Source organism: Acidovorax temperans (assembly GCF_028596105.1).
Classification (GTDB): Bacteria; Pseudomonadota; Gammaproteobacteria; order Burkholderiales; family Burkholderiaceae_C; genus Acidovorax; species Acidovorax temperans.
Genome location: NZ_CP117193.1, coordinates 3,526,363 through 3,549,240 on the forward strand (window position 1 = coordinate 3,526,363; position 22,878 = coordinate 3,549,240).

The window sequence follows — 22,878 nt, forward strand, 5'->3', positions numbered from 1 at the left end:
GTCCCATAACGTACTAACGGCTAAATGGCTACCGCTGATATTGCCCCCAAAGACGCTTCTGCAATCGCTCTTCCCGGCCTAGGAAGGGCTTTAATGTCTACGGGCAAGCTTACGCAGAAAGCAGCGGAGGAAATTTACCAAAAGTCACAAATTAGCCGAACAAGCTTTATCGCCGAACTGACGGGGTCGGGGGTGGTGTCGGCAGCTGACTTGGCACATACGGTTTCTGCAGTTTTTGGAGCACCACTACTTGATTTGGAAGCTATTGACCCGCTGCGATTACCGAAAGATTTATTGGATGCCAAGATCTGCCAAGCCTACAAAGTCGTAGTACTGAGCAAACGTAGCAACCGCTTGATTGTTGCGACGGCGGACCCCACAGACCAAGAGGCAGCAGAAAAAATCAAGTTCACCACCCAGATGGGCGTGGATTGGATTATCGCGGAATATGACAAACTGAATCGCCTAGTGGAGGCTACAACCAAGTCCGCTTCCGAGTCCATGGAAAGCCTGACCAGTGGCGATTTTGAATTTGACGAATCAGTTGCAGAGGAAACTCCTGAGGCTATAGATTCAGGAGCCAACGAGGTTGAAGATGCTCCCGTTGTTAAGTTTCTTCATAAGATGCTTTTGGATGCTTTTAATATGCGGGCATCTGATTTGCATTTTGAACCATACGAACATCAATACCGAGTGCGTTTTCGCATTGACGGCGAGCTGAAAGAAATTTCATCTCCTCCTATCGCAATTAAAGACAAGCTAGCTTCACGCATTAAAGTGATATCCAGAATGGATATTTCAGAAAAGCGAGTCCCGCAAGATGGACGAATGAAGCTCAAGGTAGGTCCAGATCGGGTTATTGACTTTCGAGTGAGTACGCTGCCGACTTTGTTTGGTGAAAAAATAGTAATCCGCATTCTTGATCCGAGTAGCGCAAAGCTTGGCATTGATGCTCTGGGATATGAACCAGAAGAGAAAGAGCGACTATTACACGCAATTGGTCGGCCATATGGCATGATTCTTGTAACGGGCCCTACAGGCTCAGGAAAAACCGTATCGTTGTATACCTGTCTAAATCTATTAAACAAACCAGGCGTAAATATTGCCACCGCGGAAGACCCTTCCGAAATCAATCTACCTGGCGTTAACCAAGTTAATGTCAACGAAAAGGCCGGACTTACGTTTGCCGTCGCACTGAAATCATTTTTACGCCAAGATCCCGACATCATCATGGTGGGGGAAATTCGAGACCTTGAGACAGCTGATATTTCCATCAAAGCGGCACAAACGGGTCACTTGGTTCTATCTACACTCCACACCAATGATGCCCCAACCACACTGACACGCATGCGGAACATGGGTATTGCCCCATTTAATATCGCATCCAGTGTGATTCTGATCACAGCTCAGCGCCTGGCGCGACGCTTATGCCCAAGCTGCAAAGCTCCTGCTGATATTCCTCACGAGACACTTTTGGAAGCAGGATACCGCGAAGAGGATTTGGATGGATCCTGGCTGACATACAGAGCTGTCGGATGCTCAGCCTGCAATAATGGTTACAAAGGGCGTGTGGGGATCTACCAAGTCATGCCAATTTCCGAGGAAATTCAGCGCATTATTCTGCGTGATGGCAGCGCACTCGAAATCGCAGAACAAGCCCGGAACGAGGGGGTGCGCTCCTTGCGAGAGTCCGGCTTGCACAAGGCTCGGCTTGGGCTCACTTCCCTCGAAGAAGTGCTTGCCGTGACTAACGAATAAGAAAATTTAGATACACAGGGAACAATCTATGGCCACGGCAGCATCGAGAGACATCAAGGGCGGATTCAAGTACGAGGTGCAACACGGTTTAACGAGGCGTGAAACACCTCGTGGGGTGTCTTGAATCCGAGCCGCTTTCGAGGTCTGTGATTCAATCTGTTTTGGATCATAGCCAGCTCTTCATCCGTCACGGTTTCCATGCGCCGCTTCTTTGGGATGTACTGGCGCAGCAGCCCATTGAAGTTCTCGTTGCTTCCGCGCTGCCAGCTGCAATACGGATCGGCAAAGTAGGTCTGGATGCCCAAGGCCTGATCGATGGCCTGGTGGTTGGCAAACTCCTTTCCGTTGTCCACCGTCAACGTCTTCACCCGCGCAGCCAAGGGCCCCAGTTTGTCCTCAATGGCTTGGCCCACCAGATCAGCGGTCTTGTTGCTGACCTTGGCCAAAACGGCATAGCCGCTCTTGCGCTCTACCAAAGTCACGATGGCCTGCTTGTGTGCTGCGCCAATGACGGTGTCGCCCTCCCAGTGGCCTACCTGCTTGCGCTCTTCAATATGGCCTGGCCGCTCGCTGATCGGGCGTCTGTTGGGGATTTGCCCGCGTCTGTCGCGGCCGTGTAGATAGCGTTTGCGCCGAGGTTTTTGACTGCGCAGGTTCTGGTGCAGCTTGCCACCAGCGGCCTTGTCCGCATAGACACGCAGGTACACGCTCTCGTGGCTGACTGCAACCTTCTGGGCAATCTGCTCAGGACTCCATTGCAGTCCAAGGTAGAACACTACATCGCCCCAGACCTGAGCACTCACGCGTCGGGCGTTGCGGCTGCGCTGCGCTCGTTGGGCTGCCTTGCGGCACGCCTGCTCAGCGCGGTACCCGCGCTGACCACGACCGCGGTTCAATTCGCGGCTGATGGTGCTGCGGCTTCGACCCAGCAGGCGGGCAATCTCGCTGATGGTGTGATTGGCTTTCAAGAGACTGTGGATTTGGTATCGTTCTTCTCGGCTGAGGTGCTTGTACATCGGGCAACTTGGACTTGGCGGTTTGAGCGGCCATGATGCCTTGGCATCCTCAGCCACCCGTCACCGGGTTCATCTTTGTTGCGCTTCGTACTTGAATCCGCCAAGGAATTTGTCTTTGAATGGGAGGGAAAAGATCGTGCAGGTAAAGTGGTGCGCGGAGAAATCCGTGCTGTAGGGGAAAATCAAGTCCAAGCGACGCTTCGCCGTCAAGGGGTTTTCCCCACAAAAATAAAGAAGCGGCGCACCCGCTCTGGGAAAAAGATCAAGCCCAAAGACATAGCGCTTTTCACTCGACAGCTGGCAACAATGATGAAAGCTGGGGTTCCCTTGCTTCAGTCTTTTGACATCGTTGGTCGAGGAAATACAAACGCAAGCGTTACAAAGCTTCTTAATGACATTCGCTCGGATGTTGAAACAGGAACATCTTTGAACGCAGCGTTTCGCAAGCACCCCATGTATTTTGATAGTCTCTATTGTAATCTAGTAGAGGCGGGAGAGGCCGCAGGTATTTTAGAAGCATTACTTGATCGTCTGGCCACCTATATGGAGAAAACGGAGGCGATTAAATCGAAAATCAAATCGGCTCTTATGTATCCAGCTTCCGTCATCATTGTTGCTTTTGTAGTCGTAACAGTGATCATGATATTTGTTATTCCAGCATTCAAAGAGGTATTTACCTCTTTTGGAGCCGACCTACCCGCACCCACACTTTTCGTGATGGGAATCAGCGAAGTTTTCGTAAAATGGTGGTGGCTCATTTTTTCAGTAATTGGCGGTGGATTTTATTTTTTCTTTCAAGCATGGAAAAGAAATGAAAAAATGCAGAAATTCATGGATCGATTCTTGTTGAAAATGCCTATTTTTGGTGCACTGATCGATAAATCTTGTGTTGCACGATGGACACGTACATTGGCGACCATGTTTGCAGCGGGCGTTCCACTAGTCGAAGCACTGGATTCGGTAGGAGGAGCTTCAGGCAACTCCGTCTACGCAACTGCGACAGAAAAAATTCAACAGGAAGTATCTACAGGCACCAGCCTCACCGTAGCTATGGACAACGCGAAGATATTTCCGTCGATGGTCATTCAAATGTGTGCTATCGGTGAAGAGTCCGGATCCATTGATCATATGCTGGGGAAGGCTGCTGATTTTTACGAAGCGGAAGTTGACGAGATGGTTGCAGGCCTCTCCAGCCTGATGGAACCCATCATTATTGTTTTTCTCGGCTCTTTGATTGGCGGAATCGTAGTCTCCATGTATCTCCCCATTTTCAAATTGGGTCAGGTGGTTTAATGGATTTCGCTGTGTTGCCAGCCGCTGGGTTGGCGGGTTTGCTGGGATTGCTTATTGGTAGTTTTCTGAATGTGGTGATTTACCGATTGCCCAAGATGATGGAACGTCAATGGGCGGCGGAAATTACCGCTTATCAGGCAGAAAAAGAGAACACACCATCAAAGATAGAAGAGCCGTCCCCCGCGGAAGCGCCCTTCAATCTCATGGTTCCTCGGTCAGCGTGTCCGGCATGCGGGCATCAGGTCGCTTGGTACGAAAACATCCCTGTCATCAGTTACCTGTTTCTACGCGGTAAGTGTTCAGGTTGCGCGACGCGGATCAGTGCGCGGTATCCGCTGGTGGAACTTTTGACCGGAGCACTTTTCTTTTTTTGCGTGCATCGCTGGGGCCCCACCCCCACAGGATTGGCGTGGTGTGGTTTTTCAGCGGTTTTGATTGCGCTTGCTTTCATTGATTGGGACACCACGCTGCTGCCTGATGATTTGACCTTGCCACTCTTGTGGGCGGGGGTGGTGGCTGCCGCATTGCAGTGGATTCAGGTGCCTTTGTTCTCGTCCGTGATGGGAGCTGTGGCTGGCTACCTGTCCTTGTGGCTTGTCTATTGGGGCTTCAAGCTGGCCACGGGCAAGGAGGGGATGGGGTACGGCGATTTCAAACTATTTGCCGCCTTGGGCGCCTGGTTTGGCTGGGAAGCCTTGGTCCCGATCATCCTGATGTCCTCAGTGATTGGGGCGATTGTCGGTATTGGACTCAAAGTTTTCAGCAGCTTGCGCGAGGGGGGCTACATTCCTTTCGGGCCGTTCCTGGTAGGTGCTGGGCTGACCGCAATGATCGCTAGCCCCAAGGTGATGATGGATACGGTGTTGCGGACGTTTGGGCTGTAAATGCACGGGCGAGCGTCAAGAATTGGCCTCACCGGGGGCATCGGTAGCGGCAAGTCCACTTTTGGAGCGTTGCTCCAGAAGCGCGGCGCAGCCCTCGTGGATTCCGATCAAATCGCCAGACAAGTCACCGGGCCCGGGGGCGCGGCCATCGCAGCGATTGTTCAGCGCTTTGGACCTGAGTTCGTGGACGATACGGGGGCGCTTGACCGAGGGAGGATGCGAGAGTTGGCGTACTCGACACCTGAAGCGCGAATGGCGTTGGAAGCCATCGTTCACCCCCTGGTGTCCTTGCACAGCAGCCAGCAAGCACAGGCGGCAGAAGATGCGGGAACGCGGGTCATTGTGTTTGACGTTCCGTTGCTGGTGGAGTCGGGCCGTTGGGTGCAGCGGCTGGATGCGGTGATCGTGATCGATTGCCCACCCGCTGTGCAGATTCAGCGCGTGATGAGCCGAAGTGGTCTGAGCCAGAGCACTGTCGAGGCGATTTTGGCCGCCCAATCGCCACGCAACATTCGGCGCGCATCGGCCGATATCGTGGTTCACAATGGTGATAATTGCACGCTGGCCGATCTTCACAAGATGGCGAAACAAGTAGCCACCCGGTTGGGGCTATGATGTTCCTCAATGCATAAAAGCACCTGCCGGTCGGCGTTTTCAAGCCTTCGGCGCCAGGCCCAACCCACTGCGCCCAGGAACCTGCCAGCGTGATCCTTTACGAATACCCTTTCAACGAACGACTCAGGACATACCTCCGCCTGGAGCAATTGTTCCGGCGGCTTGGAGAGTTGATTCCCAGGGCCCATCCCCTGGACCACCATTACGCGCTGGTCACCATGTTTGAAATCATGGATGTGGCGGCCAGAGCCGATCTGAAATCGGATGTTCTCAAGGACATCGAAAAGCACAAGCACCAGCTGGATGGTTACCGCGGCAATCCATCCATTTCCGAGGCTGCCCTGGATGCGGTGATTGCGCAGCTGGATCGTTGCTTTGCTGCGCTGAACAGCCAATCAGGAAAGGCGGGCCATGCGCTCACCGAAAACGACTGGCTGATGAGCATTCGCAGCCGCGTAGGCATTCCCGGCGGTACTTGCGGGTTTGACCTGCCCGCGTACTACGCCTGGCAACACAAGGACGCCGCTTACCGGCAAGAGGCTCTTCAAGGCTGGGCCTCGACGCTGGCCCCGCTGGCCGAATCGATCTATGTGCTGCTCAAACTCCTGCGCGACTCTGGCGTGCCACAAAAAGTGGCGGCCGAACGGGGTCAGTTCCAGCAAAACCTGCCGGCTGGCCGCACGTTTCAACTGCTGCGGCTGCGCATCGATCCCTATTGCGGACTGATCCCTGAAATCAGCGGCAACCGCCTGATTGTCTCCGTGCGCCTGATGAAACAAGAGGCGGACGGGCGGCTGCACGCTTGCACCGACGACGCTGCGTTTGAACTGACGCTGTGCGCTTGATTACAGGCTTTCCGCCGCGCAAGCTTCTTGAAGAATTCCAACATGGCATCCAGCAACACCCCTAGCGAACCATCAGGCCAAGGAGCGGCCCGCACCGTGGTGTGCCCGACCTGCGGTGGAGACAGCGTTTACAGCCCTGCCAACCGCTACCGGCCATTTTGCAGCGAGCGCTGCAAGCAAATCGATTTGGGCGCCTGGGCCAGTGAGGACTTTCGCATGCCGGCAGAAGCGCCTCCTGCAGATGCCCAGTATGGTGACCCGCGCCTAGAGCAGTGATGCATTAAATATGGCTCTAGCGCTTATCTATCAAGCGCCAGCAGCTACAAAATCAGGAGCAAATCAAGCAAGCTGCTCCTGCTCCAGCCAATCGAGAACAGGGTAGGCCCCTGGCAGTACGGGCTCCACGGTGAGGGGAAACGTCTGCCAGGCCATGGATTGGCCTTCGCGCATTTCAAACTGACCGCTCCATTCCCGAACCTTGCACCAGTGCAAGCGCACCAGGGCATGCGGGTAGTCGTGCTCGGTCACCTTCCAGACGCTGGCAGCAGCGATGGTGATGCCCAGCTCCTCTTCCAGTTCACGGCGCAGCGCCTGCTCCACGGTCTCACCCGCTTCCAGCTTGCCTCCCGGAAATTCCCAGTACCCTGCGTACGGCTTGCCCGGTGGGCGGGTGGACAGCAGCATGGCGCCATCTTCACGCAACAGGATGCCGACGGCGACCTCGGTGTGCTTGCGGGGTTCAGCCATGGCAGAGCCCTCCACGTGGGAAGTGCCCCCTAACGCAACCAAGCCTCATAGCCGCCCCGCATAGTCGCGTGCGAACTGGTAGGCCACGCGCCCGCTGCGCGAGCCGCGCTCCAGCGCCCACACCAGGGCCTCGGGTCGTGCCGCTTCAATCGCCGATGCGGGCACACCAAGGGATGCAAGCCACTGGGCCACGATGGTCAGGTATTCATCCTGGCTGAAGGGGTAGAAGCTCACCCACAGTCCAAAGCGTTCCGACAGCGAAATCTTCTCTTCCACCACCTCGCCCGGGTGCACTTCGCCATCGTCCGTGTGGGTGTAGGTGCGGTTTTCCGACATGTATTCGGGCAAGAGGTGGCGCCGGTTACTGGTGGCATAGATCAGCACGTTGGGGGTGGCTGCAGCCACCGAACCGTCCAGAATGGACTTGAGTGCCTTGTAGCCCGGCTCGCCATCTTCAAAACTCAGGTCATCGCAAAAGATGATGAACTTCTCAGGACGGTCGGATACAACATCGACGATATCCGGCAGGTCCGTCAAATCGGCTTTGTCCACTTCAATCAGGCGCAGGCCCTGGCCCGCGTAGGCATTCAGGCAGGCCTTGATGAGGGAGGACTTGCCCGTGCCACGGGCGCCCGTCAACAGCACATTGTTGGCGGTTTTGCCTTGCACAAACTGCAGGGTGTTGCGCTCGATCTTCTCCTTCTGGGCATCGATCTCTTTCAGATCAGCCAACTGCATGGACGCCACATGGCGCACAGGCTCCAGCGTGCCGTGGCCGCTGCTGCGCTTGCGGTAGCGCCAGGCAATGGCCTGCGACCAATCGGGCGCACCCAAGGGCTGGGGCAGCACCGATTCGATACGGGCGATGAGCTGCTCGGCCCGCTCCATCAAGCGTTCAAATTTTTCATTCATTTTGGCATCCAGCGCTTTACCATCAAGCGCAAGCAGCTATAAATTCAATAGCAAATCAAGACCGGTAGTCGGCGTTGATCGTCACGTAGTCGTGGCTGAAGTCGCAGGTCCACACGGTGTCCGAGGCATCACCACGGCCCAGCACCACGCGCACGGTGATCTCGCTTTGCTTCATCACACGCTGGCCATCCTCCTCGCGGTAGGCAGGATTGCGCCCACCGCTCACGGCCACATGCACATCGTCCAGGTACAGATCGATACGGGTCTGGTCCAGGTCGGCAATGCCGGCATAGCCCACCGCCGCCAGAATGCGACCCAGGTTTGGGTCGCTGGCGTAGAAGGCTGTCTTCACCAGGGGCGAGTGGGCGATGGCATAGGCCACCTGGCGGCACTCTTCACCAGTCTTGCCGCCTTCCACGCGCACGGTGATGAACTTGGTTGCCCCCTCGCCGTCGCGCACGATGGCCTGGGCCAGCTTTTGCGCCACGTCCAGCATGGCTGCCAGCAGGGCCTGCCCTTCGGTGCTGTCCAGCGAAGTGATGGGGGCGTGGGCTGCCTTATTGGTCGCCACCACCACGAAAGAATCGTTGGTAGAGGTGTCGCCATCGATCGTCACGCGGTTGAAAGAACGGTCTGCCAGATGGCGTGCCAGTTGCTGCACAACCGATGCACCCACGCAAGCATCCGTTGCCAAAAAGCCGAGCATCGTAGCCATGTTGGGGCGGATCATGCCTGCGCCCTTGCTGATGCCTGTGATGGACACGGTGGCACCACCGACCTGGGCCTGGGCGCTGAACGCCTTGGGCAGGGTGTCCGTGGTCATGATGCCTTCGGCCGCACGCGCCCAGTGGTCAGCCTGCGCATCAGCCACCGCGGCGGGCAGACCGGCTTCGATGCGGTCCGTGGGCAGGGATTCCATGATCACGCCGGTGGAGAAAGGCAACACCTGCTCGGGCGCCACGTTCAGCAAGCCCGCCAGGGCCTGGCAGGTAGAGCGCGCACGCGCCAAGCCATCGGCCCCCGTGCCGGCGTTGGCGTTGCCAGTGTTGATGACCATGGCGCGCACACCTTTGCCTGCGGCCAGATGCTCGCGGCTCACTTGCACCGGCGCTGCGCAAAAGCGGTTTTGCGTGAAGACGCCAGCCACGCTGGCCCCTTCGTCCAGCAAAAACACTGTGAGGTCCTTGCGATTGGCCTTGCGGACGCCCGCTTCGGTCACACCAATACGAACACCTGCGATGGGATGCAGGTCAGCCGCCACAGGGGCCAGAAGATTTACAGGCATAGAGTGCTCTTTCAAGAAAACTGCGAACGATTATGCGCAAAGACGAGGGTACAAATGAAAACACGGGCCGCAGCCCGTGTTGGAAACTAAGCAGCCATCAGGCCAGCTTGCCGTGGCACTGCTTGTATTTTTTGCCACTGCCGCAAGGGCAGGGATCATTGCGCCCCACGCGCATGCCTTCAAAGGCTGCGGTGTCGATACCGCCACCGGCGTTGCCAGAAGTGGTTTCGGCCTCGCCAGTTTCGGTGGGTGCGGTGTAGGTCACGTTGGTGATGTGCTCAGCGCGGGCCTCCAGCTGCTGTGCCGCCTCATCCAGCTGGGCAGAGGACTGCACTTGCACCGTCATCAAGATCTTGGTGACTTCGTTCTTGACGTGATCGATCAACTGACGGAACAGCTCAAACGCTTCGCGCTTGTATTCCTGCTTGGGCTGCTTCTGGGCGTAGCCACGCAGATGGATGCCCTGGCGCAGATAGTCCAGTGCGCTCAGGTGGTCACGCCAGTTAGAGTCAAAGCTTTGCAGCAGCACTGCACGCTCGAACTGCGTGAAGTTCTCACGCCCCACTTGTGCCACCTTGGCTTCAAAAGCGGCATGCGCCAGCTTGACAACATGCTCCAGAATTTCCTCGTCGGTGATGGACTCGGACTGGCTCACCCATGCCTGCAACTGCACGGGAACCTGCCATTCGTCGTTGAGGATTTTCTCCAGCGAAGCCAGGTCCCACTGCTCTTCCACTGACTCGGCAGGCACATACTGGCGCACCAGGTCTGTCATGCAGTCCTCGCGCATCGCGGCTATCACGTCCGTCAAATCCGACGAATCGAGGATGTCGTTGCGCTGCTGGTAGATCACCTTGCGCTGGTCATTGGCTACGTCGTCGTATTCCAGCAGTTGCTTGCGGATGTCGAAATTGCGGGCCTCGACCTTGCGCTGGGCAGATTCGATGCTGCGCGTCACGATGCCCGCTTCGATGGCTTCGCCATCGGGCATCTTCAGGCGGTCCATGATGGCCTTGACGCGGTCGCCCGCGAAAATGCGCATCAGCGAGTCGTCCAGGCTCAGGTAGAAACGTGAAGAGCCTGGGTCACCCTGGCGGCCGGAACGGCCACGCAACTGGTTGTCGATACGGCGAGACTCATGGCGCTCCGTCGCAATGATGCGCAGACCGCCCAGTGCCTTGATCTTCTCGTGGTCAGCCTTCCACTGTTCGCGCAGCGCTGCCACCTTGGCGGCACGCTCGGATTCGGACAGGGACTCGTCGGCTTCGATGGCTGCCACATCCTTCTCGATGTTGCCACCCAGCACGATGTCGGTACCACGCCCAGCCATGTTGGTGGCAATGGTGATCATGCCCTCGCGACCCGCCTGGGCCACGATATCGGCCTCGCGCGCGTGCTGCTTGGCATTGAGCACCTGGTGCGGCAGGCCCTCCTTGTTCAGCAGCTGGTCGATGATTTCGGAGTTCTCGATCGACGTGGTGCCCACCAGCACGGGCTGGCCGCGCTCGTGGCACTCGCGAATATCCTTGATCGCGGCTTCATACTTCTCGCGCGTGGTCTTGTAGACGCGGTCGAGCTGGTCGTCTCGCTTGCTGGGCCGGTTGGGTGGGATGACCACGGTTTCGAGGCCGTAGATTTCCTGGAACTCATACGCTTCGGTATCGGCCGTGCCCGTCATGCCAGCCAGCTTGTTGTACAAGCGGAAGTAGTTCTGGAATGTGATAGAAGCCAGGGTCTGGTTTTCAGCCTGGATGTTCACACCTTCCTTGGCCTCTACTGCCTGGTGCAAGCCATCGCTCCAGCGACGGCCCGACATGAGGCGGCCGGTGAATTCGTCCACGATCACGATTTCGCCGTTCTGCACAACGTAGTGCTGATCGCGGTGATAAAGGTGGTGGGCACGCAGGGCTGCGTACAGGTGGTGCATCAAAGTGATGTTGGCCGGGTCGTAAACCGAAGCACCCTCGGCGATCAGGCCATGGCTGGCCAGAATACGCTCTGCAGACTCGTGCCCTTGCTCGGTCAGGAAGACTTGGTGCGCCTTCTCATCAACAGTGAAGTCTCCGGGCTTGATGACCCCTTCGCCCGTGCGAGGATCGGCTTCCCCTTCCTGGCGTACCAGCAGCGGAACCACCTTGTTCATGGCAATGTAAATTGCCGTGTGGTCTTCTGCCTGACCACTGATGATCAGCGGCGTACGTGCCTCATCGATCAGGATAGAGTCCACCTCGTCCACAATGGCGTAATTCAGCCCTTGCTGCACACGGTCACGGGCTTCGTAGACCATGTTGTCACGCAGGTAATCGAAGCCGTATTCGTTGTTGGTGCCGTAGGTGATGTCAGCGCGATACGCAGCCTGCTTTTCTTCGCGCGGCATGTTGGGCAGGTTGATACCCACCGTCAAGCCAAGGAAGTTATACAGGCGGCCCATCCACTGGGCATCACGATTGGCAAGGTAGTCGTTCACGGTGACCACATGCACGCCCTTGCCAGACAGCGCATTCAGGTATACCGGCAGCGTAGCGGTCAGGGTTTTGCCCTCACCCGTGCGCATTTCCGAAATCTTGCCATGGTGCAGCGCCATGCCCCCGAGCATCTGCACATCGAAGTGGCGCATCTTCATGATGCGCTTGGAACCCTCACGCACCACAGCGAAGGCTTCCGGGAGGATGGAGTCAAGAGACTCGCCCTTGGCTACACGATCCTTGAACTCCTGGGTTTTGGCGCGCAACGCGTCGTCCGAAAGCTTCTCATATTCAGGCTCCATGCCGTTGATGCGAGCCACCACTTTGCGGTATTGCTTGAGAAGCCGGTCATTTCGGCTGCCGAAAATTTTGGTGAGGAAATTGGTTGCCATGCGAACAGGTCCGCTCGACACACTTCAACAGCGCAGTCGAACGACCGAAATCCCTAGTAAGAATTGAATGCAGGTGGGCTCTTCGCGGATAAATGCAAGCATTCCGCGGGGAGCCCAGGACGATGGATTTTAGCTGCCTGCAGGAGGCGCGTTTTGCTGGGCTACCAGGGGGGTTCTGGAGATCGCCGCGACGGTATCTGCAGCCTTGCCAGATGCGACATTGAGGAATTTTTGAGGATCCTGAAATACCCCTTGAACGAGCACTTCAAAATGCAGATGGGGTCCCGTAGAACGACCGGTGCTACCTACCTCAGCGATTTTCTCCCCACGCTTGACCAGATCACCCTGCTTTACCAGGGTGCGGGACGCATGGGCATAGCGTGTCACCAGCTGGTTGCCATGATCCAACTCGATCATGTTCCCATAGGCCGGGTGAAACTCTTGAGCAATCACCACCCCACCAGCAGCAGCCAGAATGGGAGTGCCGGTATCCGCCTGAAAATCAAGCCCTGTATGCAGAGCCGACTGGCCGGTGAATGGATCCAGCCGCCACCCAAAAGCAGATCCGGCCGTGCGCCCGGTTACCGGGGCATGCGTGGGCACCATTTTCTTGCGGATGTGCTGATCGAATAGCCGGGATTCAGCCACCGTCATCCAGTCAGATTGCTGGCCAGCCACTCTCTCAAGATCATCCAGGGTGGCTTGCAACTCTTCGAGCGACAAATTCCGCGCCCCGACCAGCGCACCGCCACGACCATCGGCCTTGGGAACCTCTGATGCGGGCAAGCCTGCCAAGCCCATGACGCGCTCGCCCAGGGATTCCAGCTGAACCATACGGGCCTGCATCTCGCCCACGCGCCTTGCCATGGCATCAAGGTTGGCGCGCATGAACTTGTCGCGTTCATCGAACTCGTCTTTGGCAACCAGTTTGACCAGCGCGCCAAACACGGGCCACCCCTCCCGCGCCCCCTTCACAAAAACCCAGTGATAGAGCGACGCAGCAACCAGCAAGAATCCGAGCGCGAGCACGCAACCCACCAGAGCCAGCCGAGCACCCGACAGGTGCAAGGAGCGGGTGCGGGCTCCGCGAGCGTCCGTGATAATCAAATGCACAAAATCATCTCCCTGCCATAGAGGCACCACCCATGAACCGCCGCCACTATGCCATCACACTGCAGCAAGCCAGCGCAGAATCACCCACGCTGGCCATGCTGACCGCACTGACCAAAGACTCTAGCGAAAGGCTGAAGGCTATTGAGCCGCTGCTTCCAGCGGGCCTGCGCGACACCGTACGGGCAGGGCCTATCGAAGGTGCTACCTGGTGCCTTCTGGTCAAAAGCAACTCAGCAGCGGCCAAGCTGCGGCAAATACTTCCTGCACTGCAGGCTCATTTGCGAACCAAGGGGTGGGAGGTTAACTCCATTCGCCTGAAAGTTCAAACGAACTTGCGTTGAACTGACGAAATGAAGAGAAAAAGGAAAAGAAATATGGTGCCGGTTGTCGGAATCGAACTGACGACCTACCGCTTACAAGGCGGGTGCTCTACCAACTGAGCTAAACCGGCGAAGCCCGCATTTTATACCGAAAAAACGAGCCTCAACAAAAAATGCTTATTTCACCCGTTTGAGTGAGGGACGCCCACTAGGAGGCCCAGGGGTTGGTTTAGGCGGTTCATCATCCCCCACATCAACGGCAGGAACCAACTGAACAACGCGATCTTCAGCAGAAGCACCCGACTCGACAACATCGGCTACGGGAGTCAACACAGCCGAGGAAGAAGGGGCCGCCACCAAACTGTCCACAGGTGGGGGAAAAGCCATGCCTTGTCCATTTTCACGCGCATAGATGGCAATCACACGCCCGACAGGAACCAGGATATCGCGTGGCTTGCCACCAAACCGGGCTTTGAATTCGATGAAATCATTACCCAGCTGCAGCGAGCTGGTTGCGTCAAAACTGATGTTCAACACGATCTCACCATCGTGAACAAACTCGCGAGGCACCTGCACTGAATCATCCACACGCACCACGACATAAGGCGTGAAACCATTGTCAGTGCACCACTCGTACAGAGCACGAATCAAGTACGGTCGTGTGGAGGTCGATTCCTGAGCGTTCATGGGGTGTCCAGCAGTTCAGCGGGTTAGCAAAGGCTTCGCACTTACTTGCGCATGACCTTTTCGGAGGGAGTCAATGCTTCGATGTAGGCGGGACGCGAGAAGATGCGCTCTGCATACTTGAGCAAAGGTGCAGCGTTCTTGCTCAATTCAATACCGTAGTAGTCGAGGCGCCACAGCAGCGGAGCAATGGCCACATCCAGCATGGAGAAATTGTCGCCCAGCATGTACTTGTTCTTGAGGAACACAGGCGCGAGCTGGGTCAGGCGATCACGGATATGGGCCCGGGCTTTCTCCAGCGCCTTTTCGTTACCCTTGGTGGCGCGAGACTCCAGCGTGTTCACATGAACGAACAGCTCTTTCTCGAAATTCAGCAAGAACAGACGCACGCGCGCGCGATCAACCGGGTCGCCAGGCATCAACTGGGGATGAGGAAAGCGCTCATCAATGTATTCGTTGATGATGTTCGACTCATACAGAATCAGATCACGCTCCACCAGAATAGGCACCTGCCCATAAGGGTTCATGACGCTGATGTCTTCCGGCTTGTTATACAGATCCACATCGCGGATTTCAAAATCCATGCCCTTTTCAAACAGGACAAAACGGCAGCGGTGGGAAAAGGGACAAGTTGTTCCCGAATAAAGCACCATCATGGTGGGAGGCTCCTAAAAATCAAAAGAGTGGGAAGCACCAAAGCGCCCACTCTATAAAAAACTGACGACGTCTCATCCAAGAGAAGTCGTCAGAAAGTCAGCAAGTTATTTGACGTCTTTCCAGAAAGCCGCATTCAGTCGCCATGCGATCACGGTGAAGAAGCCCAGGAAAATCAGAACCCACACACCAACGCGAATGCGCGTGTTCTGAGCGGGTTCGGCCATCCACTGCATGTAGTTGACCAAGTCGCCGATAGCCGCATCGTACTGGGCGGGGGTCATCTTCCCCGGAGACACCTGCTCCCAACCCTTGAGCACGTGAGTCTTTTGACCGTGACTTTCGTGCTCTTCAAAGACGGGGCGGCGTTCGCCCTGAAGCTCCCACAGCACGTGAGGCATGCCCACGTTGGGGAACACGAGGTTGTTCCAGCCCGTCAGCTTGGTGTCGTCGCGGTAGTAGGTACGCAGGTAGGTGTAGAGGTAGTCCGCACCCGAACCTGCAGAGCTTGCACGCGAACGGGCAATCACAGTGAGGTCAGGAGGATTGGCACCGAACCAGGCCTTGGCTTGTTTCGGATCAATCGCCGCCTTCATGGTTTCACCGACCTTGTCGGTGGTGAAGAGCAGATTGTCTTTCACCTGCTGGTCTGTCAAACCGATGTCTTTCAAACGGTTGAACCGCATGAACGCAGCAGAGTGGCAGTTCAGGCAGTAATTGACGAACAGCTTGGCACCATTTTGCAAAGAGGCCAAGTCATTGGTCTTGACGGGCGCCTTGTCCAGGGGATGGCCGCCGCCAGCAGCCATTGCAGAGCCAGCCACCATGCCCAGCGCTGCCACGATCGTGAGAATGAGTTTCTTCATTGTTGTTTTCTCCGGCTCTCAGTGCGCAACGTAGGTAACGCGATCAGGCACAGGCTTGGTCTTACCAATGCGACTCCACCAAGGCATCAGCAGGAAGAAGCCGAAGTAGAACAAAGTACCCACCTGAGAAACCCGCTCACCAATCGGCGAAGGAGGCTGGACGCCCAGGTAACCCAAGATCAGGAAGTTGATCACAAACACAGCGTAGAAGTACTTGTGCCAGTCGGGACGGTAACGAATGGACTTCACAGGGCTGTAGTCCAGCCAAGGCAGGAAGAACAGGATGATCACGGCACCACCCATCACGACCACGCCCCAGAACTTGGCGTCAATGGCCAGCATCAAAGCGGTGACCACCACAGCGCCACCAGCGATCACCACCTTGAAGATGGCTGGCAACTGGGCCTTGAGCACTCCGAACAATGCACCCAGGAGCACACAGGCGATCAGGGCATACATCATCTCGCTGGTGATAGCACGCAGCATCGAATAGAACGGGGTGAAGTACCACACGGGAGCAATGTGCAACGGCGTCACCAGCGGATCTGCGGGGATGAAGTTGTTGTACTCGAGGAAGTAGCCACCAAATTCAGGCGCGAAAAACACCACCGCAGAGAAAGCCAACAGGAACACAGACACGCCAAAGATGTCGTGCACGGTGTAGTAAGGGTGGAATGGCACGCCATCCAGAGGCTTGCCCTTGGCATCACGGGGCGCATTGGGACCCTTGATTTCAACGCCGTCTGGGTTGTTGGAGCCCACATCGTGCAACGCCAGCAAGTGCGCCACAACCAAGCCCAGCAGAACCAGAGGAACGGCAATGACGTGGAAGCTGAAGAAGCGGTTCAGGGTAGCGTCGCCCACCACAAAGTCGCCACGGATCAGCAGAGCCAGGTCAGGACCGATGAAGGGAATGGCTGCAAACAGGTTCACGATCACCTGAGCGCCCCAGTAAGACATCTGGCCCCAAGGCAGCAGGTAGCCCATGAAGGCTTCAGCCATCAGACACAGGAAAATGGCGCAGCCAAAGATCCAGACCAGCTCACGCGGCTTGCGGTAAGAACCGTAGATCAGGCCACGGAACATGTGCAGGTACACCACTACGAAGAAGGCCGAAGCCCCCGTGGAGTGCATGTAGCGAATCAACCAGCCCCAGGGCACATCACGCATGATGTACTCCACCGATGCGAAAGCCAGATTCGCATCAGGCTTGTAGTGCATGACCAGGAAGATACCGGTGACGATCTGGATCACCAGCACCAGCAGTGCCAGCGAACCAAAGATGTACCAGAAGTTGAAATTCTTCGGAGCGTAGTACTCCGACATATGCACACGGTAGGCATCGAAAGCTGTGGGGAACCGGTTCTCAAACCAGTTCGTCAGCTTGGCAGACGCCGAAGCGTTGGGGGAGATTTCCTTGAATTCAGCCATGTCGTGCTACCTCAAGCCTTCTTGTCTTCACCGATCAGCAGACGCGAATCGGACAGATACATGTGGGGCGGGATTTCCAGGTTGTCAGGCGCAGGCTTGTTCTTGAACACACGGCCAGCCAAGTCGAAAGTGGAGCCGTGGCAAGCACACAGAAAGCCGCCATTCCAGTCGTCAGGCAAAGAAGGCTGAGGGCCCGTTTGGAACTTATCGCCGGGCGAGCAACCCAAGTGGGTGCAAATGCCCACGCCCACGAAAATTTCAGGCTTGATGGAGCGGTGTTGGTTTTTTGCGTACTCAGGGGTGGGGTACGTCTTGCGATCTGACTTGGGATCGGCCAGTTGAGGCTCGGTCTTGGCCAACGAAGCAATCTGCTCAGGGGTGCGCTTGAGAATCCACACGGGCTTGCCGCGCCATTCCACAGTGAGCTTCTCGCCGGGTTGCAGGGCTGAAATATCAACCTCTACCGCAGCACCGGCTGCTTTGGCTTTTTCCGAAGGCTGAAAACTGCTGACGAAGGGCACGGCTACGGCCACTCCTCCCGCAGCACCAGCGCATCCGGACGCAATCAGCCACGTCCGCTTGCTGGTGTCGACTGGTGTGTCACTCATGGGGATCCTCGGTATACATCGCTATGTTGGGGTCAGCCGGGGATTGTAGCGGAGTGAAAACTCGTAACACCAGCCGCCCTCTTGCAATCTGGCGTCACAGCCCCATAGCGAAGCAGCACCGCTGCGCCATCTCTCCTAGATAATGCGGTTTCACACCACCTGGGGCGACGGGCCCTTGAAACCAAAAAGGGAAGCAAAGATGACAATCATCAAAGAATTCAAAGAATTTGCCATCAAGGGCAATGTGATCGACCTGGCTGTGGGGGTGATCATTGGCGGAGCCTTCGGGAAAATCGTGGACTCCGTGGTGGCCGATCTGATCATGCCGGTGGTGGGCCTGGTGTTTGGCAAACTGGATTTTTCCAATTTGTTCCTGGTGTTGGGCAATGTGCCAGCGGGCACCGCCATGACCCTGGACGCACTGCGCAAGGCTGGCGTGCCGGTTTTCGCCTACGGTAACTTTTTGACCGTGGCCGTCAATTTCATCATTCTGGCGTTCATCATTTTCATGATGATCAAGCAAATCAACCGACTCAAGCGCGAAGCACCTGCTCCAGCGCCTGCCGCTCCAGCACCTGAACCCGAAGACATCGTCTTGTTGCGCGAGATCCGCGATAGCCTCAAGCGCTGATCTGCGCCACAAACTCAGCTTTTTGATGGACTCAGCGCCCTCTTGTCGAGGGCGTTGTCGCATCTGCGGCCGACACCGCTCGAAAATTCAGGCGAGTTGCCGCGCCATGCGTACCGCTTCGATCAGGCTGGACGCATCGGCTACGCCCCGCCCTGCGATATCGAACGCGGTGCCGTGGTCGGGGCTGGTGCGCACCAATGGCAGGCCCAGGGTGACGTTCACCCCTTTATCCACACCCAGATATTTGACAGGAATCAGCCCTTGGTCGTGGTACATCGCGATCACGACATCAAACTCACCAGGATGTGCCTCGGTGTGCCGAGCCCGCATGAAGACGGTATCCGGCGGCAACGGTCCGTGCACATCCACCCCTTGCGCGCGCAATTGAGCCAGAGCGGGAGCAATGATTTCCAGCTCCTCCCGGCCAAACAAACCACCTTCGCCCGCATGGGGGTTGAGCCCCGCCACAGCGATGCGCGGCGCACGCCCCAAGGTGCGCAGCAGTGCCGCATGCGCGATCTGCACGGTCTGCAGCACGTTGGCCTCGGTCACAGCAGCAATTGCATCGCGCAGGGACACATGGATGCTGACCAGCACCGTGCGCAACTCATCGCTTGCCAACATCATGCGCACCGGCATCGCATCCAGCGCCACGCCTTGGTGGGCGGCAGCCTCGGCCTGCAGCAGTTCGGTGTGACCAGGGTAATCCACGCCTGCAGCAGAGAGCGCCTCTTTGTGCAACGGTGCCGTAACCAGTGCAGCCACCTCACCGCGCAGCGCGGCGCGTGCTGCCCACTGCACACAATCAGCAGCGGCGCGCCCTGCCTCAGCACTGACCTGCCCCACCGCCACGGTGTCGGGCAGACCCGCAAGCGGCAGCACCGGTACGCAGCGCGGGGGCGCAGCCAGGGCATCGGCCACCCCCTCGATCACCGCCACGGGCAGCGAAGGTATGCCCGGGCTTGCAATGCAGCCCGCGGCGCGTCGCAGCGTGGCCACGTTCCCGACAACGAAGCAGCCGCGCAGCACATCGGGCGCATCCCGGAACGCCTTGGCCACGATTTCAGGGCCTATGCCTGCAGGGTCGCCTTGGGTAATGGCGATGGGCTTGAGATTGATTTTCATAAATTCTGGCGCTAACGCCCGTGAATCAAGCGCAAGCAGCTACGCTTTCAATAGCAAACCATTCACGCGGGGTTGTCGATTTCGATGAACTCGTGCCCGATGCCCAGCAGCCGCGCCACCTCGCCCGCGATCGCGGGGGCGCCATAGCGCTCGGTGGCGTGGTGCCCTGCGGCAATGAAGGCCACACCCGTTTCGCGCGCCAGATGGGCTTGTGGCTCCGAGATTTCGCCCGTGATGAACACGTCAGCACCTACAGCGATGGCCGCCTCAAAGTAGCTTTGCGCCCCACCCGTGCACCACGCCACTTTGGTCACGGGGCGCGTGCTATCGGCCGAGGTCACCAGCGTGGTCGGCCTGCCCAGCACGGCGGCCACGTGGTTCGCCACGGCCTGCGCATGGGGATAGTCGGCATTGGCCACGCAGCCCAGCAGCTGTTCACCAAACTGCGCCACGCTAGTCCACCCCAGCATCTGGCCCAACTGAGCGTTGTTGCCCCACTGGGGGTGCGCATCCAGCGGCAAGTGGTACGCAAAAAGATTGATGTCGTGCGCCAGCAGCAGTTGCAGGCGCTGCTTCATCCAGCCTGTAACCCGGCCATCTTGTCCGCGCCAGAACAGTCCGTGGTGGACGAAGATGGCATCAGCGCGCGCTGCAATGGCCGCCTCGATCAGCGCCTTGCTGGCCGTGACGCCGCTCACCACGCGGGCGATCTGTTCCTTGCCCTCCACCTGCAGGCCATTGGGCCCGTAGTCTTTGAAACGCTCGGGTTGCAGCAGGCCGTCGAATGCCTGCAGAAGGTCTACGCGGGATATGCTCATGCCCGCTATTGTCGCGCGGGCTCGCGCAGGCAGCACCAAGACCCCACCCAACGCCGCGCCATGCGCCGCCAAGGCTTGGAGGACAATAGCAACTATTCCGAGCCCCGAAGATCACACAGCAGAACTCCGCGCACCCCACGCACCTTTGCCCTATCTACTCATCATGAAACGCATCTGGCTGCTGTTCTCTCAGGCCGTGACGGTTTTCGCCGCGGCCTATTTTGTTGTCGCCACCCTCCAGCCCGACTGGATCCGCCAAGGCGCCACCCGCTCGGGCGCCGGCGTGGCCCTGATGGAAGCGCCCCCAGCCCCGGCGGGGCAGCCTGCGGCGGGCAGTTTCAGCGGCGCAGCGCGCAAAGCATCGCCCGCCGTGGTCAGCATCAATACCAGCAAGGCCGTACGCCACCCACGCAGCAACGACCCCTGGTTCCAATTCTTCTTTGGTGACCAGGCCCCACAGGCCCAGACCGGACTGGGCAGCGGTGTCATCATCAGCCCCGACGGTTACATCCTCACCAACAACCATGTGGTCGAAGGTGCGGACGAAATCGAAGTCACGCTGACCGACAGCCGCCGCACCCGCGCCAGCGTGATCGGCACCGACCCCGAAACCGACCTGGCCATTCTCAAGATCACGCTCGACAAGCTGCCCGTGATCACGCTCGGCGATTCAGACTCCCTGGCCGTGGGCGATCAGGTGCTGGCCATTGGCAACCCCTTTGGCGTGGGCCAGACGGTGACCAGCGGCATTGTCAGTGCGCTGGGGCGCAGCCAGCTGGGCATCAACACGTTTGAGAACTTCATCCAGACTGATGCCGCCATCAACCCCGGCAACTCGGGTGGCGCGTTGGTGGATGTGAACGGCAACCTCATGGGGATCAACACGGCCATCTACTCGCGCTCGGGTGGCAGCATGGGGATCGGTTTCGCCATTCCCGTGTCTACCGCGCGCCTGGTGCTCGACGGCATCGTGAAAGACGGGCAGGTGACCCGCGGCTGGATTGGCGTGGAACCCAATGAACTATCGCCCGAACTGGCCGAAACCTTCGGCGTGAAAGCCACCGAAGGCGTGATCATCACCGGGGTGCTGCAAGACGGCCCCGCCGCACAGGCGGGTATGCGCCCCGGCGACGTGATTCTGAAGGTGGATGACAAGGCTGTGGGCAACGTGTCGCAGCTGCTGACTGCCGTGGCTGCGCTCAAACCCGGCACGCCCTCAGCTTTCGAGGTGCAACGTGCCGACAAGAAGTTGGAGTTGAACATCAACCCTGGGGTACGCCCTCGCCCCCAGCGCGCTGTGCGTCGCTGAAGCACAATACAAAACTCCTGCGGCCCGCAGGAACTTATACGCTATCAATAACATAGCTGCTAGCGCTTTATTTTCGGGCGCTAGCAGCTATTTTTATTGGTAAAGAAAAAACCTATCCTGCTTTGGTGGCAACCAGACTTCCTGCACTGAAAGTCGTCAAACCAACCATGCGGAGCGTCACTGGAGGAGTGCAAAGCAGGGCAATACGGCGCCGCAATAGTGGGCAGCAGCCCAATGCCGCCACAAAGCAGCGCCTCCGCTGTCAGGAAGAAGCGGTTTCTTCCTCTGCCGTGCCCGGCGCTTTGGTGTGCTTGATGAACAGTTGCGCGGCCCAGATGCCAATCTCGTAAAGAATGCACATGGGTACCGCCAAGGCCAACTGCGACACCACGTCGGGGGGGGTGACGATGGCGGCGATCACGAACGCGATGACGATGAAGTAACCACGGAAACTCTTTAGCTTCTCGATACTCACCACCCCCATGCGGGCCAGCACCACCACCGCAATCGGCACTTCAAAGGCCAGGCCGAAGGCGAGGAACATGGACAGCACAAAGCTCAGGTACGCCTCGATGTCTGGCGCGGCCGTGATGCTCTTGGGTGCAAAGCTCTGGATGAACGCGAACACCTGCCCGAACACGAAGTAATAGCAAAAGGCCACGCCGATGAAAAACAGCACAGTGCTGGAGACCACCAACGGCAAGACCAGCTTCTTCTCATGCGAATACAGGCCCGGCGCCACGAACGCCCACACCTGCCAGAGCACGAATGGCAAAGCCAGCAAAAAGGCCGACATCAGCAAAATCTTGAGCGGCACCATGAAGGGCGAGATCACCGAAGTGGCAATCAGCGTGGCGCCCTTGGGCAAATGCGCTACGAGTGGCGCTGCCAGAAAGTCGTACAGCGGCCCGGGGCCGGGAAAGAAAAACAGGAAAGCAGCAGCCACGGCAATGGCGATGATGGCCTTGACCAAGCGGTCGCGCAGCTCCATCAAATGCTGGACAAACGGTTGCTCCGTTCCAGCAAGCTCGTCTTCTTGGGTGGGGGTGTCTGCCATGTTGGATCTTCGAGGGCGTCAGGGCCGCCCATGCAGCGCGCGCGGGCGCA

Annotated in this window: 23 protein-coding genes and 1 tRNA gene; 9 read left to right on the top strand and 15 right to left on the bottom strand. The window is 57.7% G+C overall.

Annotated features, from left to right (window positions below):
- The first annotated feature begins 24 nt into the window (after positions 1-24).
- Positions 25-1,758, top strand: a complete 1,734-nt coding sequence (pilB, locus tag PQV96_RS16485) for a type IV-A pilus assembly ATPase PilB (RefSeq protein ID WP_273623611.1) — start codon at positions 25-27, stop codon at positions 1,756-1,758.
- A gap of 65 nt (positions 1,759-1,823) precedes the next feature.
- Here pilB and PQV96_RS16490 read toward each other — a convergent pair whose 3' ends face one another.
- Positions 1,824-2,774, bottom strand: a complete 951-nt coding sequence (locus PQV96_RS16490; RefSeq protein ID WP_031635932.1) for an IS30 family transposase — start codon at positions 2,772-2,774, stop codon at positions 1,824-1,826.
- Between the two features lie 75 nt (positions 2,775-2,849).
- Between PQV96_RS16490 and PQV96_RS16495 the strand changes: the two genes are divergently transcribed.
- The 5 genes from PQV96_RS16495 (at position 2,850) to PQV96_RS16515 (ending at position 6,687) form a co-directional block, all read left to right on the top strand.
- The gene (locus tag PQV96_RS16495; protein ID WP_273623613.1) at positions 2,850-4,067 is read left to right on the top strand and encodes a type II secretion system F family protein; all 1,218 of its coding nucleotides are present in this window, start codon (positions 2,850-2,852) and stop codon (positions 4,065-4,067) included.
- Positions 4,067-4,951 carry a prepilin peptidase gene (locus tag PQV96_RS16500; protein WP_273623614.1) on the top strand — a complete coding sequence of 295 codons (885 nt, stop codon included), beginning with the start codon at positions 4,067-4,069 and terminating at the stop codon, positions 4,949-4,951. The genes PQV96_RS16495 and PQV96_RS16500 overlap by 1 nt, the downstream gene beginning before the upstream one ends.
- A complete protein-coding gene (coaE, locus tag PQV96_RS16505; RefSeq protein ID WP_207374137.1) occupies positions 4,952-5,566 on the top strand; it encodes a dephospho-CoA kinase in 615 nt (204 codons plus the stop codon). It abuts the gene before it with no gap.
- 89 nt (positions 5,567-5,655) lie between these two features.
- Positions 5,656-6,411, top strand: coding sequence for a cell division protein ZapD (gene zapD, locus PQV96_RS16510; RefSeq protein WP_066783621.1), 756 nt, complete (start codon positions 5,656-5,658; stop codon positions 6,409-6,411).
- A 42-nt stretch (positions 6,412-6,453) separates the two neighbouring features.
- Entirely contained in the window at positions 6,454-6,687 is a 234-nt protein-coding gene (locus PQV96_RS16515; protein WP_207374138.1) for a DNA gyrase inhibitor YacG, read from the top strand.
- Between the two features lie 63 nt (positions 6,688-6,750).
- Here PQV96_RS16515 and mutT read toward each other — a convergent pair whose 3' ends face one another.
- The 5 genes from mutT to PQV96_RS16540 form a co-directional block, all read right to left on the bottom strand.
- Positions 6,751-7,158 carry an 8-oxo-dGTP diphosphatase MutT gene (gene mutT, locus PQV96_RS16520; RefSeq protein WP_207374139.1) on the bottom strand — a complete coding sequence of 136 codons (408 nt, stop codon included), beginning with the start codon at positions 7,156-7,158 and terminating at the stop codon, positions 6,751-6,753.
- A gap of 45 nt (positions 7,159-7,203) precedes the next feature.
- Positions 7,204-8,070: an ATP-binding protein gene (locus PQV96_RS16525; protein WP_207374140.1), complete on the bottom strand. Its 867-nt coding sequence runs from the start codon at positions 8,068-8,070 to the stop codon at positions 7,204-7,206.
- A 55-nt stretch (positions 8,071-8,125) separates the two neighbouring features.
- Positions 8,126-9,355 (bottom strand): bifunctional glutamate N-acetyltransferase/amino-acid acetyltransferase ArgJ, encoded by a 1,230-nt coding sequence (argJ, locus tag PQV96_RS16530; RefSeq protein WP_207374141.1) that lies wholly within the window; start codon positions 9,353-9,355, stop codon positions 8,126-8,128.
- 97 nt (positions 9,356-9,452) lie between these two features.
- Positions 9,453-12,212 carry a preprotein translocase subunit SecA gene (gene secA, locus PQV96_RS16535; protein ID WP_273623615.1) on the bottom strand — a complete coding sequence of 920 codons (2,760 nt, stop codon included), beginning with the start codon at positions 12,210-12,212 and terminating at the stop codon, positions 9,453-9,455.
- Between the two features lie 129 nt (positions 12,213-12,341).
- Positions 12,342-13,325 (bottom strand): M23 family metallopeptidase, encoded by a 984-nt coding sequence (locus PQV96_RS16540; protein WP_273623616.1) that lies wholly within the window; start codon positions 13,323-13,325, stop codon positions 12,342-12,344.
- Positions 13,326-13,357: 32 nt separating this feature from the next.
- On the opposite strand from PQV96_RS16540, the gene PQV96_RS16545 reads away from it, so the two are divergent.
- Positions 13,358-13,666, top strand: coding sequence for a hypothetical protein (locus PQV96_RS16545; protein WP_273623618.1), 309 nt, complete (start codon positions 13,358-13,360; stop codon positions 13,664-13,666).
- Between the two features lie 34 nt (positions 13,667-13,700).
- Here the strand turns inward: PQV96_RS16545 and PQV96_RS16550 are convergent.
- The 6 genes from PQV96_RS16550 to petA form a co-directional block, all read right to left on the bottom strand.
- Positions 13,701-13,776: transfer RNA gene (locus PQV96_RS16550), tRNA-Thr, on the bottom strand.
- A gap of 46 nt (positions 13,777-13,822) precedes the next feature.
- A complete protein-coding gene (locus tag PQV96_RS16555; RefSeq protein ID WP_273623619.1) occupies positions 13,823-14,332 on the bottom strand; it encodes a ClpXP protease specificity-enhancing factor in 510 nt (169 codons plus the stop codon).
- A gap of 41 nt (positions 14,333-14,373) precedes the next feature.
- Entirely contained in the window at positions 14,374-14,985 is a 612-nt protein-coding gene (locus tag PQV96_RS16560; RefSeq protein ID WP_044400199.1) for a glutathione S-transferase N-terminal domain-containing protein, read from the bottom strand.
- A gap of 105 nt (positions 14,986-15,090) precedes the next feature.
- The gene (locus PQV96_RS16565; RefSeq protein ID WP_044400202.1) at positions 15,091-15,849 is read right to left on the bottom strand and encodes a cytochrome c1; all 759 of its coding nucleotides are present in this window, start codon (positions 15,847-15,849) and stop codon (positions 15,091-15,093) included.
- Positions 15,850-15,867: 18 nt separating this feature from the next.
- Positions 15,868-17,280 carry a cytochrome b gene (locus PQV96_RS16570; protein ID WP_044400205.1) on the bottom strand — a complete coding sequence of 471 codons (1,413 nt, stop codon included), beginning with the start codon at positions 17,278-17,280 and terminating at the stop codon, positions 15,868-15,870.
- 11 nt (positions 17,281-17,291) lie between these two features.
- Positions 17,292-17,888 carry a ubiquinol-cytochrome c reductase iron-sulfur subunit gene (gene petA / locus PQV96_RS16575; protein ID WP_066697829.1) on the bottom strand — a complete coding sequence of 199 codons (597 nt, stop codon included), beginning with the start codon at positions 17,886-17,888 and terminating at the stop codon, positions 17,292-17,294.
- Between the two features lie 199 nt (positions 17,889-18,087).
- Here petA and mscL point away from each other — a divergent pair, with 199 nt between their 5' ends.
- Positions 18,088-18,519 (top strand): large conductance mechanosensitive channel protein MscL, encoded by a 432-nt coding sequence (gene mscL, locus PQV96_RS16580; protein ID WP_066697826.1) that lies wholly within the window; start codon positions 18,088-18,090, stop codon positions 18,517-18,519.
- Between the two features lie 87 nt (positions 18,520-18,606).
- On the opposite strand, the gene pdxA is transcribed toward mscL, so the two are convergent.
- Both pdxA and PQV96_RS16590 read right to left on the bottom strand, forming a co-directional pair.
- A complete protein-coding gene (gene pdxA / locus PQV96_RS16585; protein ID WP_142081922.1) occupies positions 18,607-19,644 on the bottom strand; it encodes a 4-hydroxythreonine-4-phosphate dehydrogenase PdxA in 1,038 nt (345 codons plus the stop codon).
- Between the two features lie 62 nt (positions 19,645-19,706).
- Entirely contained in the window at positions 19,707-20,462 is a 756-nt protein-coding gene (locus PQV96_RS16590) for a Nif3-like dinuclear metal center hexameric protein (protein ID WP_207374144.1), read from the bottom strand.
- A gap of 163 nt (positions 20,463-20,625) precedes the next feature.
- Here PQV96_RS16590 and PQV96_RS16595 point away from each other — a divergent pair, with 163 nt between their 5' ends.
- The gene (locus PQV96_RS16595) at positions 20,626-21,771 is read left to right on the top strand and encodes a Do family serine endopeptidase (protein WP_066697820.1); all 1,146 of its coding nucleotides are present in this window, start codon (positions 20,626-20,628) and stop codon (positions 21,769-21,771) included.
- 262 nt (positions 21,772-22,033) lie between these two features.
- Here PQV96_RS16595 and tatC read toward each other — a convergent pair whose 3' ends face one another.
- Positions 22,034-22,828, bottom strand: coding sequence for a twin-arginine translocase subunit TatC (gene tatC, locus PQV96_RS16600; protein WP_207374146.1), 795 nt, complete (start codon positions 22,826-22,828; stop codon positions 22,034-22,036).
- Between the last annotated feature and the right edge of the window lie 50 nt (positions 22,829-22,878).

What these genes read in the sequence shown, in the direction of transcription:
- PQV96_RS16545 (WP_273623618.1), top strand. Translation starts at nt 13,358, where the DNA reads ATGAACCGCCGCCACTATGCCATCACACTGCAGCAAGCCAGCGCAGAA.
- PQV96_RS16525 (WP_207374140.1), bottom strand. Translation starts at nt 8,070, where the DNA reads ATGAATGAAAAATTTGAACGCTTGATGGAGCGGGCCGAGCAGCTCATC.
- PQV96_RS16590 (WP_207374144.1), bottom strand. Translation starts at nt 20,462, where the DNA reads ATGAGCATATCCCGCGTAGACCTTCTGCAGGCATTCGACGGCCTGCTG.
- petA (WP_066697829.1), bottom strand. Translation starts at nt 17,888, where the DNA reads ATGAGTGACACACCAGTCGACACCAGCAAGCGGACGTGGCTGATTGCG.
- PQV96_RS16515 (WP_207374138.1), top strand. Translation starts at nt 6,454, where the DNA reads ATGGCATCCAGCAACACCCCTAGCGAACCATCAGGCCAAGGAGCGGCC.
- PQV96_RS16570 (WP_044400205.1), bottom strand. Translation starts at nt 17,280, where the DNA reads ATGGCTGAATTCAAGGAAATCTCCCCCAACGCTTCGGCGTCTGCCAAG.
- PQV96_RS16595 (WP_066697820.1), top strand. Translation starts at nt 20,626, where the DNA reads ATGAAACGCATCTGGCTGCTGTTCTCTCAGGCCGTGACGGTTTTCGCC.
- PQV96_RS16500 (WP_273623614.1), top strand. Translation starts at nt 4,067, where the DNA reads ATGGATTTCGCTGTGTTGCCAGCCGCTGGGTTGGCGGGTTTGCTGGGA.
- coaE (WP_207374137.1), top strand. Translation starts at nt 4,952, where the DNA reads ATGCACGGGCGAGCGTCAAGAATTGGCCTCACCGGGGGCATCGGTAGC.
- pdxA (WP_142081922.1), bottom strand. Translation starts at nt 19,644, where the DNA reads ATGAAAATCAATCTCAAGCCCATCGCCATTACCCAAGGCGACCCTGCA.
- PQV96_RS16490 (WP_031635932.1), bottom strand. Translation starts at nt 2,774, where the DNA reads ATGTACAAGCACCTCAGCCGAGAAGAACGATACCAAATCCACAGTCTC.
- PQV96_RS16560 (WP_044400199.1), bottom strand. Translation starts at nt 14,985, where the DNA reads ATGATGGTGCTTTATTCGGGAACAACTTGTCCCTTTTCCCACCGCTGC.
- mscL (WP_066697826.1), top strand. Translation starts at nt 18,088, where the DNA reads ATGACAATCATCAAAGAATTCAAAGAATTTGCCATCAAGGGCAATGTG.
- mutT (WP_207374139.1), bottom strand. Translation starts at nt 7,158, where the DNA reads ATGGCTGAACCCCGCAAGCACACCGAGGTCGCCGTCGGCATCCTGTTG.
- PQV96_RS16565 (WP_044400202.1), bottom strand. Translation starts at nt 15,849, where the DNA reads ATGAAGAAACTCATTCTCACGATCGTGGCAGCGCTGGGCATGGTGGCT.
- argJ (WP_207374141.1), bottom strand. Translation starts at nt 9,355, where the DNA reads ATGCCTGTAAATCTTCTGGCCCCTGTGGCGGCTGACCTGCATCCCATC.
- secA (WP_273623615.1), bottom strand. Translation starts at nt 12,212, where the DNA reads ATGGCAACCAATTTCCTCACCAAAATTTTCGGCAGCCGAAATGACCGG.
- pilB (WP_273623611.1), top strand. Translation starts at nt 25, where the DNA reads ATGGCTACCGCTGATATTGCCCCCAAAGACGCTTCTGCAATCGCTCTT.
- PQV96_RS16555 (WP_273623619.1), bottom strand. Translation starts at nt 14,332, where the DNA reads ATGAACGCTCAGGAATCGACCTCCACACGACCGTACTTGATTCGTGCT.
- tatC (WP_207374146.1), bottom strand. Translation starts at nt 22,828, where the DNA reads ATGGCAGACACCCCCACCCAAGAAGACGAGCTTGCTGGAACGGAGCAA.